Source organism: Paraflavitalea speifideaquila, from assembly GCF_032395985.1.
Taxonomy (GTDB): Bacteria; Bacteroidota; Bacteroidia; order Chitinophagales; family Chitinophagaceae; genus Paraflavitalea; species Paraflavitalea speifideaquila.
Genome location: NZ_CP135920.1, coordinates 1,478,048 through 1,494,711, shown reverse-complemented (window position 1 = coordinate 1,494,711; position 16,664 = coordinate 1,478,048). Strand labels below are relative to the sequence as shown.

Genomic DNA, 16,664 nt, shown 5'->3' with positions numbered 1-16,664 from the left:
TGAGCTGCGAGCGAATACAGTTTGAGAGAGACGAATTAGTGGCTAACTGATAATAACGGTTTATACCAAATACCCAAACAGGTTGTCGTTCTTATTCAGCTCGGTGAAGTTGATGTTATATTTGTTCATATTGCGGAGGAGCACTTCATAATCTTCCGGGGATTGTAATTCCACACCCACCAGGGCAGGTCCGGTTTCTTTATTGTGCTTTTGCATGTATTCAAAGCGGGTAATATCATCGTTGGGACCCAATACGTGGTTTACGAATTCTTTAAGGGCACCGGGGCGTTGGGCAAAGCGGATGAGGAAATAATGTTTCAGGCCCTCGTATTGCAGGCTGCGTTCTTTGATCTCCTGCATCCGGTCGATATCGTTGTTGCTGCCACTTACAATACATACAATGTTCTTTCCTTTGATCGCATCGGCATAATCATCCAGGGCAGCAATGGATAAGGCGCCGGCAGGCTCTACTACAATGGCATCTTCATTGTACAGTTTCAGGATGGTGGTGCATATTTTTCCTTCCGGCACCAGGTGCATATCATCCAGCACCTCTTTACAAATGGAAAAGGTAAGATCGCCTACTCTTTTAACAGCGGCGCCGTCTACAAAGCGATCTATGCTATCTAAAGTAACGGGATGCCCAGCTTCCAGGGCCTTCTTCATGGAGGGAGCACCCTCGGCTCCAGTCCGATGATCTTTGTACGGGGTGAATAGGTTTTAAAGAAAGTTCCTACGCCAGCACTAAGGCCACCACCACCTACAGGTACAAATAGGTAGTCAATGTCGGATTGTTCTTCCAGTATTTCAACAGCCACTGTGCCCTGCCCTTCTATGATGCGCACATGATCAAAAGGAGGAATGAAAGTCATGGCGTTCTTTTCGGTGTATTCTTTAGCAGCAATAGCACAATCATCAAAGGTATCTCCTATCAATACGACTTCAATATGGTCTTCCCCAAACATCTTGGTTTGCTCTACCTTTTGGTTGGGTGTAATGATGGGCATAAAAACGACTCCCTTCACGCCCAGCTTTTTACAGGAATAAGCAAAACCCTGGGCATGGTTACCTGCACTGGCACATACTACTCCCTGCTGTAATTTTTCTACCGGCAGGCTACTCATCATGTTGTAAGCGCCCCGTAATTTATAGGAACGTACAATTTGCAGGTCTTCTCTTTTGAGGTAAACATTGCATTGGTATTTACGGGAGAGGCTTTGGTTGAGTATCAGGGGAGTTTTAGTAACCACTTTCTTCAACCGGAGGGCTGCTATATGAAATTCGAGTTCGGTAGTATGGGGCGCGGGTAAGCTCATGGGTATTTTTGTGGTATGCAGAGACAGAAAGGCGCAAAGAGAAACAGATGAACTTTGCGCCTTTAATGTCTTGCAATATGTTTAATTCGCTACTTCAGCTGCTTTCTTTGCGGGAGCTGCCTGATTTTCAGGACGCAGACTTCTTACGGTCTTACCAGCTTGCCACATTTCGCTATCACGTAGTTCTTTCAGTTCAACTTCCAGCTTTTCGCGGTAGTCGGGCTGGCTGTTGAATCAATAGACCGTTGGCTTTCTTTGCCGGCAGCCACGCTTTCATACAATTCAGTGAATACAGGTAATGTAGCATCACGGAACTTCTTCCACCAATCGAGTGCACCACGTTGTGCAGTAGTAGAACAGTTGGCATACATCCAATCCATACCATTTTCCGCTACCAGGGGCATCAGAGACTGTGTGAGTTCTTCTACAGTTTCGTTGAATGCTTCGGAAGGGGTATGGCCTTTCTTACGCAATACTTCATATTGAGCAGCAAAGATACCCTGAATGGCGCCCATCAGGGTTCCTCTTTCTCCAGTCAGGTCAGAATATACTTCTTTCTTGAAATCGGTTTCAAACAAGTAACCGCTACCTACTGCAATACCCAGGGCAATAACTCTTTCTTTGGCTTTACCGGTAGCATCCTGGAAGATAGCATAGCTACTGTTCAGGCCACGACCTTGCAGGAACATGCGACGCAAGGAAGTACCAGAACCTTTGGGAGCAACCAGGAATACATCTACATCCTTGGGAGGAATGATACCAGTTTGTTCATTGAAGGTGATACCAAATCCATGAGAGAAGTACAGGGCTTTTCCAGGAGTTAAATGTTTTTGTACGGTGGGCCACAGTTGGATCTGGGCAGCATCGCTCAACAGGTAGCAAATGATGGTACCACGTTGTAAAGCTTCTTCGATCTCAAACAATGTTTCACCGGGTACAAATCCGTCACGAACGGCTTTATCCCAGGTTTTAGAGTTCTTACGTTGACCAACAATTACGTTGATGCCATTATCTTTTGATTCAGCGCCTGGCCCGGGCCTTGTACGCCGTAGCCAATTACTGCCACTACTTCATTTTTCAGGGTAGCTTGTGCCTTGGCCAATGGGAACTCTTCACGGGTTACAACGTTTTCTTCCACACCGCCGAAATTTAACTTTGCCATCTTTTAATGTTTATGGTTTTTAGTTTTTTGTTTGGAACTACTTTATGAATGTTGAATGTTTTTCTAATTAAGCGCCTTTTGAATTCACCCTTCGACAGACTCCTTTAAATCACAACCACGTAGAGGATTGCCCCTACAGGGCAAATGGAATTTGCTGACATTTATTTCTACAAAGCTGTTGCCCCTAAAGGGGCGTGAATACCCTTCAACAGGCTACCTGACAGTCGACAGGGTGATAACTAAGCATGATACTACATGGTAAACACTTCATCCTGCTTACCCAGGAATTCGTTTTCGATCACCTCTTCACGGGGCTCTGTTTGTTCAAATTCCTTCAGTTTTTCATGAAACCCACTGCTGGCTTTGATAATAGCTACCCGCGCACTGCGTACAAATTCAATAAGGCCATAAGGCTCCAATACGCTGATGAGCTTATCGGTCTCTTCGCGCTGACCAGTAGTTTCAAAAATGGTATAATCTTTACGGATCACTACAGCACGGGCGCCGTATTCACGCAATAATCTTTCCACTTTCACCTTCTCTGCAATTTCATCGGTAGGCACTTTGTACATAGCCAATTCCTGCCACACGATCTCCTCGTTGGTATTGTAGTAGGCCTTTAATACCTCCACTTGTTTTTCGATCTGGCGGGCCAGTTTTTTTACCACTTCTTCCAATTCATTGATCACGATGGTAAAACGGTGAATACCTTCCACTTCGCTGGGGGAAGTGTTGAGGCTTTCAATATTGATCTTCCTACGGGAGAAGATGATGGCAATACGGTTCAGCAAACCAATTTGGTTTTCTGTATATACCGTTACTGTGAATTCCTGTTTTGACATGTCGATTCGTTTATTGTTATACTCGTTTCAAGCCGGAGGCTTGAGAATAGGCTCATCCGCTATTCAGCGGGAAGGCGAGCGAGTGTGGGCACTATTTTAAAAGAGGTGACACCTTTCCCCTACTACGAAAACGAAAGGTGTCACCTCTTCGCTTTCGATCAACCAATCACTATTTCAATCTGATCTCTGCTACGCTGCAACCCTGGGGCACCATGGGAAATACGTTGTTCTCTTTCCCTACCATTACTTCCAGCAGGTAAGCACCTTTATGGTCAAGCATTGCTTTTAGGCCGGCTTTTAGCTTATCCCTTTCGGAAATGCTGTTGCCTTCAATACGGTAACCTTTGGCCACCTGTACAAAATCGGGGCTAGTAATGTCAACAAAAGAATAACGTTTATCATGGAAAAGTTGCTGCCACTGGCGTACCATTCCCAGGAACTGGTTATTGAGAATGAGGATCTTTACATTCACATCAAATTGCATAATGGTGCCTAACTCCTGCAGGGTCATTTGGAAACCACCATCACCAATGATGGCAACTACTGTTCTGTCGGCTGCGCCAAATTTAGCACCAATGGCGGCAGGTAAGGCAAAACCCATGGTGCCTAATCCGCCAGAAGTTACATTACTCTTTGACTGGTTGAATTTGGCATAACGGCAGGCAACCATTTGGTGTTGACCTACATCGGTAACAATTACGGCATTTCCACCAGTCAGTTCATTTAAGGTTTTGATCACCTCTCCCATTGTCAATTCATCAGAGGTGGGATTCAATTCAGGATTGATACAGGTTTCTTCTTCCTGTTGCTGAAAGTCGCGGAATTTCTGCAACCACTGGGGATATACTTTGGGAGCTATCAGTTCTGTCAGTAAGGGCAATGTTTCTTTACAATCGCCCCATACGGGAACGGTAGCTTTTACGTTCTTATCAATTTCAGCCGGGTCAATATCAAGGTGTACTACCCTGGCCTGGCGGGCATATTTATCCAACCTGCCGGTAACGCGGTCATCGAAGCGCATACCGATGGCGATGAGTACATCGCATTCATTGGTCAATACGTTGGGGCCATAGTTGCCATGCATGCCCAGCATACCTACAGCCAGGGGATGGTCGGTAGGGATGGCGCTTTCGCCCATAATGGTCCAGGCCGTGGGGATGCCAGCTTTCTCAATGAACTTCAAGAACTCTGCTTCGGCTTTACCCAGTATTACACCTTGCCCAAAGATCACAAAAGGTTTTTCAGCTTCATTGATCAGTTTAGCAGCCTGTTCCACATACTCTTTGCGTACGATGGGTTTGGGCCTATAGCTACGGATATGGTTACATTTTTCATACCCTGCATAATCAAACTTCTGCAACTGGGCATTTTTGGTGATATCGATCAGTACGGGACCGGGCCGGCCGCTTTTAGCAATGTAAAAAGCCTTGGCCAGAACAGCAGGTATTTCGGTAGCATCGGTTACCTGGTAGTTCCATTTGGTAACGGGGGTGGTGATATTGATCACATCGGTTTCCTGGAAAGCATCGGTACCCAGCAGGTGGGCAAATACCTGGCCGGTGATACAAACCAGTGGGGTACTATCGATCATGGCATCGGCCAATCCGGTGACCAGGTTGGTAGCACCGGGACCGCTGGTAGCGAATACGATACCTGTACGTCCCGAAGTACGGGCATAACCTTGTGCAGCATGGATACCACCTTGCTCGTGACGTACCAGTATATGGTTTAGTCTATCCCGGTAATCATACAAAGCATCATAGATAGGCATGATGGCGCCGCCGGGATAGCCAAAAATGGTATCCACCCCTTCGGCCAGGAAAGCTTCCAGCACGGCTTAGAACCGCTAAGGCTGGTAGCCTTATTTTGGGTCTGGATCTTTTTGGGCGCCGCTTCAATTGTACTGCTCATATATTTTCTTTTAAGATTCTATTCGTATATGGTTAATGTCAGATTCAGAGGATTGCCCCTACAGGGCAAATGAATTTGTTCATATTCATTTCTACAAAGCTGTAGCCCCTAACGGGGCGTAAATACCCTTCGACAAGCTGACAATTCGTTTTAGTTTTCATCGGTTACGCAACCTTCAGAAGCATCCTTTACGCTTTTGGCGTATTTGAACAGGAGGCCTTTGGTAACCTTGAGGGCAGGTTGCGTCCATTTAGACCTGCGTTCGGCAAGGATATTATCGGCCACTTTGAGGACGATGGTGTTTTTGACAGCATCCAGCTCAATGATGTCGCCATCCTGTACATGGGCAATTAATCCACCTTCAAACGCTTCGGGGTGATATGCCCCACTACAAAGCCATGGGTACCGCCACTAAAACGTCCGTCGGTGATAAGGGCAATGCTTTTACCCAGGCCAGCGCCTATAATGGCGGAGGTAGGTTTCAGCATTTCGGGCATACCTGGGGCTCCTTTGGGGCCCACATGGCGAATGACGACCACATCACCAGCTTTGATCTTACCGGTATTGATACCATTGATCAGCTCAAATTCACCATCAAATACGCGGGCGGGTCCTTCAAAACGTTCGCCTTCTTTACCACTGATCTTGGCTACGCTACCCTTCTCGGCCAGGTTGCCATAGAGTATTTGCAAATGGCCTGTTTGCTTAATGGGTGTTTCGAGGGGAAGGATTATTTTTGTTGGTCGAAATCGAGATCGGGTGCCCCGGCCAGGTTTTCGGCCAGTGTTTTACCTGTTACGGTAAGGCAGTCACCATGTAGGGAGGCCCTTCTTTAATAAATATTTCATGACAGCAGGTACACCACCAAATTGATGCAGGTCTTGCATCAGGTATTTACCGCTGGGTTTAAAATCGGCCAGTACAGGTATCTTATCGCTGATGGCCTGGAAGTCATCTTGTGTAAGGGGCACATCCACGCTCCTGGCCATGGCAATGAGGTGCAATACGGCATTGGTACTTCCGCCGAGGATCATGATCACGGTAATGGCATTTTCAAAAGCCTTACGGGTCATGATATCTTTGGGTTTGATATCTTTTTCGAGCAGCAGGCGGATAGCCTTTCCTGCTTCAATACACTCTTTTTGTTTGTCTTCGCTCAAGGCGGGATTGGAAGACGAGTAGGGCAAGCTCATACCCAATGCTTCAATGGCGGAGGCCATGGTATTGGCTGTATACATACCGCCGCAAGCACCTGCACCAGGGCAGGAATTGCGTACAATACCCTGAAATCTTCTTCAGAAAGATTGCCTGCTATCTTTTGTCCCAATGCTTCGAAAGAAGAAACAATATTCAGGTCCTGGCCTTTATAATGACCAGGAGCAATGGTACCACCATATACCATGATGGCCGGACGGTTCAGCCTGCCCATAGCGATGAGTGATCCAGGCATGTTTTTATCACAGCCAGGCAAGGCGATCACGCCATCATAAAATTGAGCGCCACAAACGGCTTCAATAGAATCGGCAATAATATCACGGCTCACCAGGGAGTAACGCATACCTTCGGTTCCATTGCTAATGCCGTCGCTTACACCAATGGTATTGAAGATCAGTCCTACGAGGTCATTATCCCATACGCCTTGCTTCACTACTTTGGCCAGATCGTTCAGGTGCATATTGCAGGTATTGCCATCATATCCCATACTCACAATGCCTACCTGCGCTTTCTTCAGGTCTTCATCTGTTAAGCCAATACCGTACAGCATGGCCTGAGCAGCAGGCTGGGTTACATCCTGGGTAATCGTCTTTGAATATTTGTTTATTTCTTTCATACTGATCCTTGAATGAACTATGATTTATTATTTTATGCTTGTTGTCTGTTCCAGGGTGATCCGCCCTATAAGGGCGACCCACCTTTTGATCTACAAGGGCGCCCTACTTTGTGATCTACCTTGCTCTAATAGCTTCTTTGCTTTTCAAACCTTTGCCTACACCATCTAATCTTTCAGGCGCCAGGGAGCTTTCTGTTACGCGATCCTTATACGCTTGTTGTAATACTCTGCCCAGGCTATTGTTCCAATTGAGCGGGAACTTCACTTCATCCAATGATTCCCAGCCAATCACTTCGGCGGCAGTGCCACAGAAGAAAGCAGCATCAGCCCGCTTTAACTGCTCCACGGTAAACTGTCCTTCGGCCACTTTTATATTCAACCCGGCACACAATTCAATGACGGTAGCCCTGGTAATGCCCGGCAATATATTACCCAATGCAGGGGTGTAGAGCACGCCATCTTTTTCAAAGAACATATTGGCTCCGGGGCCTTCAGCCACAAAACCATTCATATCGGTCAGGAGTGCTTCATCGTATCCTTTTGCTTTGGCATCCTGGCTGGCGAGTATGGAGTTTACGTAATGACCACAGGCTTTGGCTTCTATTTTAAAACCAGCTGGATTGGGACGTTGGAACGGAGAGGCCAGTACGCGCAATAATTTGTCGCCTAAAAATTTTCCCATTTCCCACACTTCAATCACGATATGGGATTCGGTATTGAGGTTAAAGCTCATATTGGCAGGGCCATACACCAACGGGCGGATATAAGCGTCCTGGAGGTTATTCTGGCGCAATACTTCATAGGTAGCTTCGATCAGGTCGATGGCATGCCATTCGTAAGGCATATTGACGGCCAGGGCAGATGCTTTTAAGCGGTCATAATGTTCCAATGCCTTAAAGATCTTTGTATTGCCTTGCACGGTTCTATAAGAACGAATGCCTTCAAATACGCCCAGTCCATAATGCAAGGTTTGACCATAGAGATCGACCTTGGCTTCAGAAGCTTTTACATATTTTCCATTGTGGTAAACAATGGTGTGTTCGTTGTAATAGGATGCCATGATTCACAAGTTTTTAGTGCCTGAACGGCGGGGTGAAACAAAAAAGAAACCCGCCTCGTGGGAGGCGGGTCGCTTAGTATTTTTAACTGTTTTAATTATACGTTAAACACCACCTCCGTTTGTTGCAGGAATAATAATGACCACGACCACCACAATAATTATTGCAGTAAATACAGCGATGACATTATTTGTTCTGCTTTTCAACATAGAAGGATTGATGCACTGCGAATATACACCCCCATTTCAAAAAAGAACTATAGCAAGCAACTTTATTTTAGAAAGTCCGGAAGACCTGAAGCCTGCGTTTTCACAAACTCCCAGGTTCCAACTCCTTTATCCTATATAATGGTTGATTTTCTCAACTCGATATTGGCCTTATTCACTCCATCCGGTATACGATTGGCTACATAATCACAGATCAGTTCACCAATGGTGGAAGTGAAATAGAAATTAATAGGATCTATATCCTTGGTAACAAAACCATTCTGCAAAGTCCACTCCACCGCTTCTCTTACGAGGGCTGCTTCCTTGGTTAAATTGAGGTAATCCAGCAGCATGGCCGCCGACAGGATGGAACCCAATGGGTTGGCAATATCTTTTCCTGCAGCCTGAGGATAAGAACCATGAATAGGTTCAAACAGGGCTGCTCCTTTGCCCACTGATGCGGATGGTAATAAGCCCAAAGATCCGCTGATCACACTAGCTTCATCGCTGATGATATCGCCAAACATGTTCTCGGTCAGGATCACATCAAATTGTTTGGGATTCTGGATGATCTGCATGGCTGCATTGTCTACAAACAGAAAATCAACGGTTACATCAGGATACTGACCGGCCATTTCCTTTACCACCATGCGCCATAACCTGGATGTTTCCAATACATTGGCTTTGTCGACCAGGGTGAGCTTATTACGCCGTTGTTGTGCCGCCTTGAAAGCAAGGTGTGACACCCGCTCGATCTCCTCACGGGTGTACACACAATCGTCAGAGGCCTGGGTTCTCTCCTCGTTTACTTCTTTTTACCGAAGTAAATGCCACCGGTGAGTTCACGGAAGATCACAAAATCAACCCCCTCAATATTTTTAGCTTTCAATGGGGAAAGGTGATGTAAGGATGGGTACGTGGTTACGGGCCGTATATTGGCAAACAATTGTAGTGACTTGCGTATTTTCAGTAATCCTTGTTCAGGACGTACTTTGGCGGAAGGATCATTGTCGTATTTAGGATGGCCAATGGCGCCAAACAAAATAGCATCGCTGTTCAAAGCGGCTTCAATGGTCTCATCGGGTAATGGGTTGCCGGTTTTGTCAATGGCATCGGCGCCCATGAGGCAGTATTTATAATGAAAGGTATGCCCAAACTGGTCTGCAATGGCATTCAGTACCTTGACGGACTGCCGGGTTACTTCCGGGCCGATGCCATCGCCTTCTATTACAACAATATTCTTTTCCATGTAGTTTTTGTTTTGCTCTATCACCAAAGGGTGTAAAGAGGCGTTTAGGGATCCGGATGTCTATTTAGGGGCGGGCCATTTCAAAGGCCTCAATTTCGCTACGCATGCTTATCAGGTAATCTATATCATCATACCCATTGAGCAGGCAGGTTTTTTATAGCTATTAATATCAAATTGTTGCTGGTTGCCGGTAGTGGTGATGGTAATGGTTTGTTGTTCCAGGTTTACCACTACCTCTGTTGCCGGATCTTTTTCTACTGCTTCAAATAATTGCTGCAGGAATGCTTCGCTTACCTGTACGGGCAATAAAAAATTGTTCAAGGAATTGTTCCGGAATATATCAGCAAAAAAGCTGCTTACTACCACATCAAAACCGGCATCTTTAATAGCCCAGGCAGCATGTTCGCGGGAAGATCCGCATCCAAAATTGCGGGCAGCCACCAGTATCTTTCCTTTATAAGCAGGATTGTTCAATGCAAAACCGGCCTTGGGCTGAAGCTCATCATCATTGTTAAAACGCCAGTCACGAAAGAGGTTCTTACCAAATCCTTCGCGGCTGGTAGCTTTGAGGAAACGGGCAGGGATAATTTGATCCGTATCCACATTTTCGATGTTGAGTGGAACAGCAGAACTCTTTATGATATTAATTTGCTTCATTAATTTAATTAGTCAATCTGGGAATTAGTCAATTTGAAAATTTGATAATTTGAAAATGGCGTTTACTTCGCCAACATCTGCACATTTGCACATTTTCAAATTATAAGTATTCTCTTACGTCTACAATCTCTCCAGTGATAGCTGCTGCCGCTGCCATTAATGGACTAGCTAGCATGGTTCTCGCATTTTGTCCTTGCCTTCCTTCAAAATTCCTATTGGAAGTAGAGATACAATATTTACCTGCCGGTATTTTATCTTCATTCATTGCCAGGCATGCTGAACATCCGGGTTGGCGTAACTGGAAACCAGCTTCCTCAAACACTTTATCTATGCCTTCGGCAATGGCCTGTTTTTCGACCTGTCTTGAACCTGGCACGATCCATACCTGTACGTCATTGGCTTTCTTCTTGCCTTTTACAAAGGAAGCTACCAGACGCAGGTCTTCAATACGGCTATTGGTACAGCTGCCAATGAACACATAGTCTACCTTTTTCCCTTTGATCCCGGTACCTGGCTTCAGGCCCATGTAGTTGAGTGATTTCAGGAAAGAAGGTTTTTCTTTTCATCGATCTCATTTTCGGCAGGAATGTGCCCTGTAACGCCCATGCCCATGCCAGGGTTGGTACCGTAGGTGATCATGGGTTCAATACCGGCGGCATTGATATGTATTTCTTTATCAAATACAGCATCCTCATCCGAATACAATTCCTTCCAGGTATTCAATTTCCTTTCCCATTGTGCATTGCCTGGTGCAAAGAGGCGCCCCTTTATATAATCGAAAGTAATGTTATCCGGAGCGATCATGCCGCCGCGTGCGCCCATTTCAATGCTCATATTGCAAATGGTCATACGGGCTTCCATGCTAAGGTTGCGGATGGCGGAACCGGCAAATTCAACAAAATAACCGGTGGCGCCACTGGCGGATATCTGTGCTATGATATACAAAATGATGTCTTTCGACACCACTCCTTTGTTTAATTCGCCTTCTACGTTGATGCGCATCAGTTTGGGCCTACTTTGCATCAAACACTGGGTAGCCATTACCATTTCCACTTCGCTGGTGCCAATACCAAATGCAATAGCACCAAAAGCGCCGTGTGTGGAGGTATGGCTATCGCCACATACAATGGTCATCCCGGGTTGAGTAACGCCCAGTTCAGGACCTATCACATGCACAATGCCCTGGAACGGGTGTCCAAGGCCATACAATTCAATATCGTGTCGCTTGCAATTCTCGATGAGTTGTTGCACCTGGTTGCGGGAAAGCTCGTCTTTAATAGGCAGGTGCTGATTGAGGGTAGGTACGTTGTGATCGGCGGTAGCTACCACCTGTTGAGGGCGGAACACTTTCATGCCTCTTTTCTCCAGTCCTTTAAAAGCCTGTGGACTGGTTACCTCATGGATGAAATGTTTATCGATATACAACACAGCAGGCCCGCCTTCAATTTGCTTTATGGCGTGCTTATCCCAGATCTTATCGAATAATGTCTTTCCCATTTTCTTTTGTGTTCTTTTCCGTTTTGAATGAAAGCGTGGCGCAGAAGCGCCACGCCTAAACAAAAACTACATGATTATGAGAAAATACTGCTCACTAGGCTACAATCGCCCTTTCCTGGTACTGGTGTGCCAGGCCTTGCAAATCCTCATCTCCCACTTCTTTTTCCTGTCGGCCACTTTCAGGAACTGCTCGTACAACACATCAATATCATTGCGGTTGTACATGAAGCCCAGTTTCTGAAACCGATGAGCAGGGCGCTACGGCCACTACGGGCCGTTAAAACTATTTTACTTCCATCTGCTCCTACTTCTTCCGGATTAATGATCTCATAGGTCTGCGCATCTTTCAGGAACCCATCCTGGTGAATACCGGAGGAATGGGAGAAAGCATTGGCGCCTACAATGGCTTTATTGGGTTGAACCGGCATACGCATGGTATCGGATACCAGTCGGCTCAGGGGTTCAGTTGTTTGGCGTTGATATTGGTATAATATCCCATGGTGCTGTGCTGCCTGATCACCATCACCACTTCTTCGAGGGAGGTATTACCGGCTCTTTCGCCCAGTCCGTTAATGGTACATTCTATCTGGCGGGCACCGCTGATAACACCGGCAATGGAGTTGGCAGTGGCCAAACCAAGGTCATTGTGACAATGGCAGGAAATAATAGCCTTGTCAATATTTGGTACATGGTTAACCAGGTAAGCGATCTTTTCGCCATATTGGTGTGGCAGGCAATAACCGGTGGTATCGGGAATATTTACGGTGGTAGCGCCAGCGGCAATCACGGCTTCTACTACTCTTGCCAGGTATTCATTTTCTGTTCTACCTGCATCTTCGGCATAGAACTCTACATCATCGGTAAAGTTGCGCGCCCATTTCACGGCTTGTGCAGCCCTTACGAGAATATCTTCGCGGGTGGAGTTAAATTTAGACTTAATATGATAGTCGGAAGTACCGATGCCGGTATGGATACGCCTTCTTTTGGCACTTTGGAGTGCTTCTGCAGCTACTTCAATGTCTTTTGCACGGCCCGGCTAAGACCGCAAACAACTGCATTTTTAATAACCTTACCAATCTCATTAACACTTTGGAAATCGCCAGGTGAAGAGATGGGAAAACCAGCCTCAATAATGTCTACGCCTAATGCTTCGAGGGCCAGGGCTATTTCAATCTTTTCGGTTGTATTTAGCTTACAACCGGGAACTTGTTCTCCGTCGCGTAATGTAGTATCAAAAATATAGACCTTTTGTCCTGGCATAATAATTTTTGTAAGGGTAATAAGATAAAGGAGCAGGCTGTTTATTTTTGTGTTGCTTGCTGAGAAAACATGAAAAACAACCTGCTTTACCGAAATTATCTCTGTTTACTGAGCAAGTGAAATCAAAATTGTAAGTAATTTACACTTCTTAACCCTCATCGATCCATACACAACTATTTGAATTTCAATAGGTTTAACGTTTATTAAATACGATGCCCAATCGCTCAACCGATGCTCTTTTTCAGTTGATCCATTCTCTGGAAAAGTCAGAAAAACGGAATTTTAAGCTGTATGTACAACGTAATTCCTCCAGCGAGGAGCTGAAAGTGGTACAGCTTTTCGATGCACTGGACAAGATGGAGGAATATGATGAGGCGCTGCTATTAAGAAAAAACGAAGGCATCAAGAAGCAGCAGCTTTCCAATATCAAGGCGCATTTATACAAACAGATCTTATCGAGTCTGCGGCTCATCAAGGACGACAGCAATATCGACATTCAGTTGCATGAACAAATGGATCATGCACGTATCCTTTACAACAAAGGGCTTTATCTGCAAAGCCTGAAAGTGCTGGACCGCCTGAAGGAAGCAGCCAGGGCCCATAACCAGGTAACCTACCTGTTACAGGCTTTATTCTTTGAAAAGAAGATCGAAGCATTGCATATTACGCGCAGTATGCAAGACCGGGCAGAAAAGTTGACGAGTGAGGTGAATGAAGTAAATGCCAAACTGGTTAACACCAGTAAGTTATCCAACCTCTCTTTTTGTTGTATAGCTGGTATATAAAGCATGGACATGCACGTAATGAGAAAGATGAAGTAGCGCTGCGTAATTTCTTTGAGCAACATTTTCCTGCCGGCGCAGATGAGTTGAAAGGATTTTATGAAAAACTCTACCTGTACCAGTGTTATTGCTGGTATGCGTTCATCAGACAAGACTTATTGCAGTATTACCGGTATACGCAGAAGTGGGTAGAGCTGTTTGAGAAAGAGCCCTTCATGATGGAAGTGGAGACAGCGCATTATATTAAGGGGATGCACAACTTGCTGAGCGCCCATTTTGACCTGCAGAATTACCAGAAGTTCAATGAAACGCTGGCCAAGTTTGAAGCCTTTGGCCAATCGGAGATTGCAAATGCCAATGACAATAACCGTATCCAAACCTTTGTATACCTCCAGATATCGAAAATGAACAAGCATTTTATGGAAGGTACTTTCAGTGAGGGGCTGGCGCTGGTGCCTCAAACGGAAGCGAAACTAAAGGAATATGGGTTGTACCTCGACAGGCACCGGATATTGGTATTCTATTACAAGATCGCTTCGCTATACTTTGGCAGCGGACACTATGAGCAAGCCATTGATTACCTCAATAAGATCATCAACTGGAAGGTAGACCTCCGCACTGATCTTCAGGCTTATTCTCGTTTGCTGCACCTGATAGCGCATTATGAACTGGGTAATTTTGACCTGCTGGAATACCTCTTCAAATCGGTATACCGTTTTATGGCCAAGATGGAAAACCTAAGTGTGGTGGAAGAAGAGATCTTCCGCTTTTTACGGAGGTCGTTCCATGTACAGCCCAAACAGCTGAAAGGGGAATTTGAAAAACTGTTGAATAAACTAAAACAACATGAACGCAACCGTTTTGAAACGCGGGCCTTCATGTACCTCGATATCATTTCCTGGCTGGAAAGCAAGATCAACAATACACCGGTACAAAACGTGATCCGTCAGAAATACCTCAATGCGGTGAAGCATAAAGCGTCGGAATACTAAGCTGCGTTACGAGCTTTCCATTCGGGCACAGTGGAGGATTGCCCTACAGGGCAAATGAAATTGTTAACATTCATTGCTACAAAGCGGGAGCCCCTAACGGGGCATGAATACTCTGCGACAGGCTACAAAGCGGGAGCCCCTAAAGGGGCATGAATACTCTGCGACAGGCTCCTTTAGATCCAATCCACGTGAGAGGATTGCCTCTACAGGGCAAATGAAATTGTTGACATTCATTGCTACAAAGCGGGAGCCCCTAACGGGGCATGAATACTCTGCGACAGGCTACAAAGCGGGGGCCCCTAAAGGGGCATGAATACCCTGCGACAGGCTCCTTTAGATCCAATCCACGTGAGAGGATTGCCCCTACAGGGCAAATGAAATTGTTGACATTCATTGCTACAAAGCGGGAACCCCTAACGGGGCATGAATACTCTGCGACAGGCTCCTTTAGATCCAATCCACGTGAGAGGATTGCCCCTACAGGGCAAATGAAATTGTTGACATTCATTGCTACAAAGCGGGAGCCCCTAACGGGGCATGAATACTCTAAGAAAACCCTAAGATGGTCCCAGGATGAACCAAAGAAAAGATACATGGGCTGTTGATGCAATGCAAAAGGCCGATCAAAACAGGTTTAGCAAGTACCAGTCTTAATCAGCCTTTTTAAATATCAGCAATCATTACCAAATATCACTACTAATAGCTATCAATACTTTGTTAGCTCTGGCTGTACCTCATCAATATAACCAAGGATACCCCCTTTGAGGTTATAGAGGTTGGTAAAGCCGAATTTTTCTTCCAGTTCACGGATGGCTTTGGCACTGCGGCCGCCCATTTTACAATGTACCACCACTTTGGTATCGCGGCTGAACTTATCAGCATTGGCAGCTACGGTAGCCAGGGGAATCAATTCAGCGCCAATATTCACAATATCGTATTCATGGGGTTCGCGTACATCGATCAACTGGAATGGTTCACCTTTTACCTGCCAATTATACAATTCGCTGGCGGTGATCTCCTTGATCGTTTTTCCACTGCTTTTACTCCGCAGAATTGTTCATAATCTATCAGGCCGGTGATGGTAGGGTTTTTACCATTGAGGGGATTATCGTCACGGCGGGAGATATTGAAGGTGCGGCTTTCGAAGGTGAGGGCGTCAAAAATATAGAAACGACCAGCCAACGGCTCCCTACTCCTGTAATCACTTTGATCACTTCCAGGGCCTGCAGGCTACCGATGATACCCGGCAATACGCCCAGTACACCACCTTCGGCACAACTAGGTACCAAACCAGGGGGTGGAGGTGTTGGATAAAGGTCGCGATAATTGGGTCCTAATACGCCGTCCTTGTTACGATAATTGAATACGGATACTTGTCCTTCAAATTGAAAGATGGAAGCATATATATTCGGTTTGCCCAATAATACGGCCGCATCATTCACCAGGTAGCGGGTGGGGAAATTATCAGTTCCATCTGCCACAAGGTCGTAATCCTTTAAAATATCAAGTGCATTTTGAGAAGTAAGTTGTGTATTGTACAATACCAGGTTAATATGTGGATTGAGGGCTTCCAACCTGGCTTTTGCCGCCTCTACCTTCGATTTGCCAACGGACTCCACACCAAACAATACCTGGCGCTGCAGGTTGCTGTCATCTACCACATCAAAATCAACAATACCGATGGTGCCTACACCAGCCGCCGCCAGGTATAATAAGGCAGGGCTACCCAATCCGCCCGATCCCACAATTAATACTTTGGCAGCTTTGAGTTTTTGTTGGGCTTCCAGACCAAATTCAGGTATGATAATATGCCGGTTATACCGGGCAAGTTCTTCTTTGGAGAAGGTTATATTTGAATGATTACTCATTGTTTCATGATTTACAAATTAGATATTAACTGT

The 16,664-nt window shown here is 45.7% G+C and carries 16 protein-coding genes and 4 pseudogenes; 2 read left to right on the top strand and 18 right to left on the bottom strand.

What is annotated here, in order from left to right; genetic code table 11:
- Window positions 1-60: 60 nt before the first annotated feature.
- The 16 genes and pseudogenes from RS881_RS61595 to RS881_RS10440 all read right to left on the bottom strand — a co-directional run bounded on the left by RS881_RS61595 (window position 61) and on the right by RS881_RS10440 (window position 12,989).
- Entirely contained in the window at window positions 61-360 is a 300-nt protein-coding gene (locus tag RS881_RS61595) for a hypothetical protein (protein ID WP_315824424.1), read from the bottom strand.
- Window positions 361-441: 81 nt separating this feature from the next.
- Window positions 442-1,316 (bottom strand): annotated as a pseudogene (ilvA, locus tag RS881_RS10505) (threonine ammonia-lyase); the annotation flags it as partial.
- Window positions 1,317-1,504: 188 nt separating this feature from the next.
- Window positions 1,505-2,311, bottom strand: coding sequence for a ketol-acid reductoisomerase (ilvC, locus tag RS881_RS10500; protein ID WP_315824423.1), 807 nt, complete (start codon window positions 2,309-2,311; stop codon window positions 1,505-1,507).
- Entirely contained in the window at window positions 2,311-2,478 is a 168-nt protein-coding gene (locus RS881_RS10495; protein ID WP_315821037.1) for a hypothetical protein, read from the bottom strand. The genes ilvC and RS881_RS10495 overlap by 1 nt, the downstream gene beginning before the upstream one ends.
- 251 nt (window positions 2,479-2,729) lie before the next feature.
- Window positions 2,730-3,320, bottom strand: coding sequence for an acetolactate synthase small subunit (gene ilvN, locus RS881_RS10490; protein ID WP_315821036.1), 591 nt, complete (start codon window positions 3,318-3,320; stop codon window positions 2,730-2,732).
- 169 nt (window positions 3,321-3,489) lie between these two features.
- On the bottom strand, window positions 3,490-5,154 hold the full coding sequence (gene ilvB / locus RS881_RS10485) for a biosynthetic-type acetolactate synthase large subunit (RefSeq protein ID WP_315821035.1): 1,665 nt from the start codon (window positions 5,152-5,154) through the stop codon (window positions 3,490-3,492).
- 227 nt (window positions 5,155-5,381) lie between these two features.
- Window positions 5,382-5,923: pseudogene (locus tag RS881_RS62260) on the bottom strand (hypothetical protein).
- Between the two features lie 117 nt (window positions 5,924-6,040).
- A pseudogene (locus RS881_RS62255) lies at window positions 6,041-6,906 on the bottom strand (dihydroxy-acid dehydratase domain-containing protein).
- Between the two features lie 271 nt (window positions 6,907-7,177).
- Window positions 7,178-8,122 carry a branched-chain-amino-acid transaminase gene (gene ilvE / locus RS881_RS10475; RefSeq protein WP_315821034.1) on the bottom strand — a complete coding sequence of 315 codons (945 nt, stop codon included), beginning with the start codon at window positions 8,120-8,122 and terminating at the stop codon, window positions 7,178-7,180.
- Window positions 8,123-8,460: 338 nt separating this feature from the next.
- On the bottom strand, window positions 8,461-9,099 hold the full coding sequence (locus tag RS881_RS10470; RefSeq protein WP_315821033.1) for an isocitrate/isopropylmalate family dehydrogenase: 639 nt from the start codon (window positions 9,097-9,099) through the stop codon (window positions 8,461-8,463).
- Between the two features lie 32 nt (window positions 9,100-9,131).
- Window positions 9,132-9,575, bottom strand: a complete 444-nt coding sequence (locus RS881_RS10465) for an isocitrate/isopropylmalate family dehydrogenase (protein WP_315821032.1) — start codon at window positions 9,573-9,575, stop codon at window positions 9,132-9,134.
- 120 nt (window positions 9,576-9,695) lie between these two features.
- Window positions 9,696-10,232 carry a 3-isopropylmalate dehydratase small subunit gene (leuD, locus tag RS881_RS10460; protein WP_315821031.1) on the bottom strand — a complete coding sequence of 179 codons (537 nt, stop codon included), beginning with the start codon at window positions 10,230-10,232 and terminating at the stop codon, window positions 9,696-9,698.
- A gap of 100 nt (window positions 10,233-10,332) precedes the next feature.
- Window positions 10,333-10,758, bottom strand: a complete 426-nt coding sequence (locus RS881_RS61590; protein ID WP_315821030.1) for an aconitase family protein — start codon at window positions 10,756-10,758, stop codon at window positions 10,333-10,335.
- A 14-nt stretch (window positions 10,759-10,772) separates the two neighbouring features.
- Entirely contained in the window at window positions 10,773-11,729 is a 957-nt protein-coding gene (locus tag RS881_RS10450; RefSeq protein ID WP_315821029.1) for an aconitase family protein, read from the bottom strand.
- Window positions 11,730-11,908: 179 nt separating this feature from the next.
- A complete protein-coding gene (locus tag RS881_RS10445; protein WP_315821028.1) occupies window positions 11,909-12,157 on the bottom strand; it encodes a homocitrate synthase/isopropylmalate synthase family protein in 249 nt (82 codons plus the stop codon).
- A 26-nt stretch (window positions 12,158-12,183) separates the two neighbouring features.
- Window positions 12,184-12,989 (bottom strand): annotated as a pseudogene (locus tag RS881_RS10440) (hydroxymethylglutaryl-CoA lyase-like TIM-barrel protein).
- A gap of 212 nt (window positions 12,990-13,201) precedes the next feature.
- Here RS881_RS10440 and RS881_RS10435 point away from each other — a divergent pair.
- Both RS881_RS10435 and RS881_RS10430 read left to right on the top strand, forming a co-directional pair.
- Entirely contained in the window at window positions 13,202-13,774 is a 573-nt protein-coding gene (locus tag RS881_RS10435; RefSeq protein ID WP_315821027.1) for a hypothetical protein, read from the top strand.
- Window positions 13,753-14,763, top strand: a complete 1,011-nt coding sequence (locus tag RS881_RS10430; protein ID WP_315821026.1) for a hypothetical protein — start codon at window positions 13,753-13,755, stop codon at window positions 14,761-14,763. Before RS881_RS10435 ends, RS881_RS10430 begins: the two co-directional genes overlap by 22 nt.
- 706 nt (window positions 14,764-15,469) lie before the next feature.
- Here the strand turns inward: RS881_RS10430 and RS881_RS10425 are convergent.
- Both RS881_RS10425 and RS881_RS10420 read right to left on the bottom strand, forming a co-directional pair.
- The gene (locus RS881_RS10425) at window positions 15,470-15,763 is read right to left on the bottom strand and encodes a rhodanese-like domain-containing protein (RefSeq protein ID WP_315821025.1); all 294 of its coding nucleotides are present in this window, start codon (window positions 15,761-15,763) and stop codon (window positions 15,470-15,472) included.
- Between the two features lie 67 nt (window positions 15,764-15,830).
- Window positions 15,831-16,631, bottom strand: a complete 801-nt coding sequence (locus tag RS881_RS10420) for a HesA/MoeB/ThiF family protein (protein ID WP_315821024.1) — start codon at window positions 16,629-16,631, stop codon at window positions 15,831-15,833.
- Window positions 16,632-16,664 lie beyond the last annotated feature (33 nt).

What these genes read in the sequence shown, in the direction of transcription:
- leuD (WP_315821031.1), bottom strand. Translation starts at nt 10,232, where the DNA reads ATGAAGCAAATTAATATCATAAAGAGTTCTGCTGTTCCACTCAACATC.
- ilvN (WP_315821036.1), bottom strand. Translation starts at nt 3,320, where the DNA reads ATGTCAAAACAGGAATTCACAGTAACGGTATATACAGAAAACCAAATT.
- RS881_RS10495 (WP_315821037.1), bottom strand. Translation starts at nt 2,478, where the DNA reads ATGGCAAAGTTAAATTTCGGCGGTGTGGAAGAAAACGTTGTAACCCGT.
- RS881_RS61595 (WP_315824424.1), bottom strand. Translation starts at nt 360, where the DNA reads ATGCAGGAGATCAAAGAACGCAGCCTGCAATACGAGGGCCTGAAACAT.
- RS881_RS61590 (WP_315821030.1), bottom strand. Translation starts at nt 10,758, where the DNA reads ATGGGCCTGAAGCCAGGTACCGGGATCAAAGGGAAAAAGGTAGACTAT.
- RS881_RS10465 (WP_315821032.1), bottom strand. Translation starts at nt 9,575, where the DNA reads ATGGAAAAGAATATTGTTGTAATAGAAGGCGATGGCATCGGCCCGGAA.
- RS881_RS10445 (WP_315821028.1), bottom strand. Translation starts at nt 12,157, where the DNA reads ATGCCGGTTCAACCCAATAAAGCCATTGTAGGCGCCAATGCTTTCTCC.
- RS881_RS10420 (WP_315821024.1), bottom strand. Translation starts at nt 16,631, where the DNA reads ATGAGTAATCATTCAAATATAACCTTCTCCAAAGAAGAACTTGCCCGG.
- RS881_RS10435 (WP_315821027.1), top strand. Translation starts at nt 13,202, where the DNA reads ATGCCCAATCGCTCAACCGATGCTCTTTTTCAGTTGATCCATTCTCTG.
- ilvE (WP_315821034.1), bottom strand. Translation starts at nt 8,122, where the DNA reads ATGGCATCCTATTACAACGAACACACCATTGTTTACCACAATGGAAAA.
- RS881_RS10450 (WP_315821029.1), bottom strand. Translation starts at nt 11,729, where the DNA reads ATGGGAAAGACATTATTCGATAAGATCTGGGATAAGCACGCCATAAAG.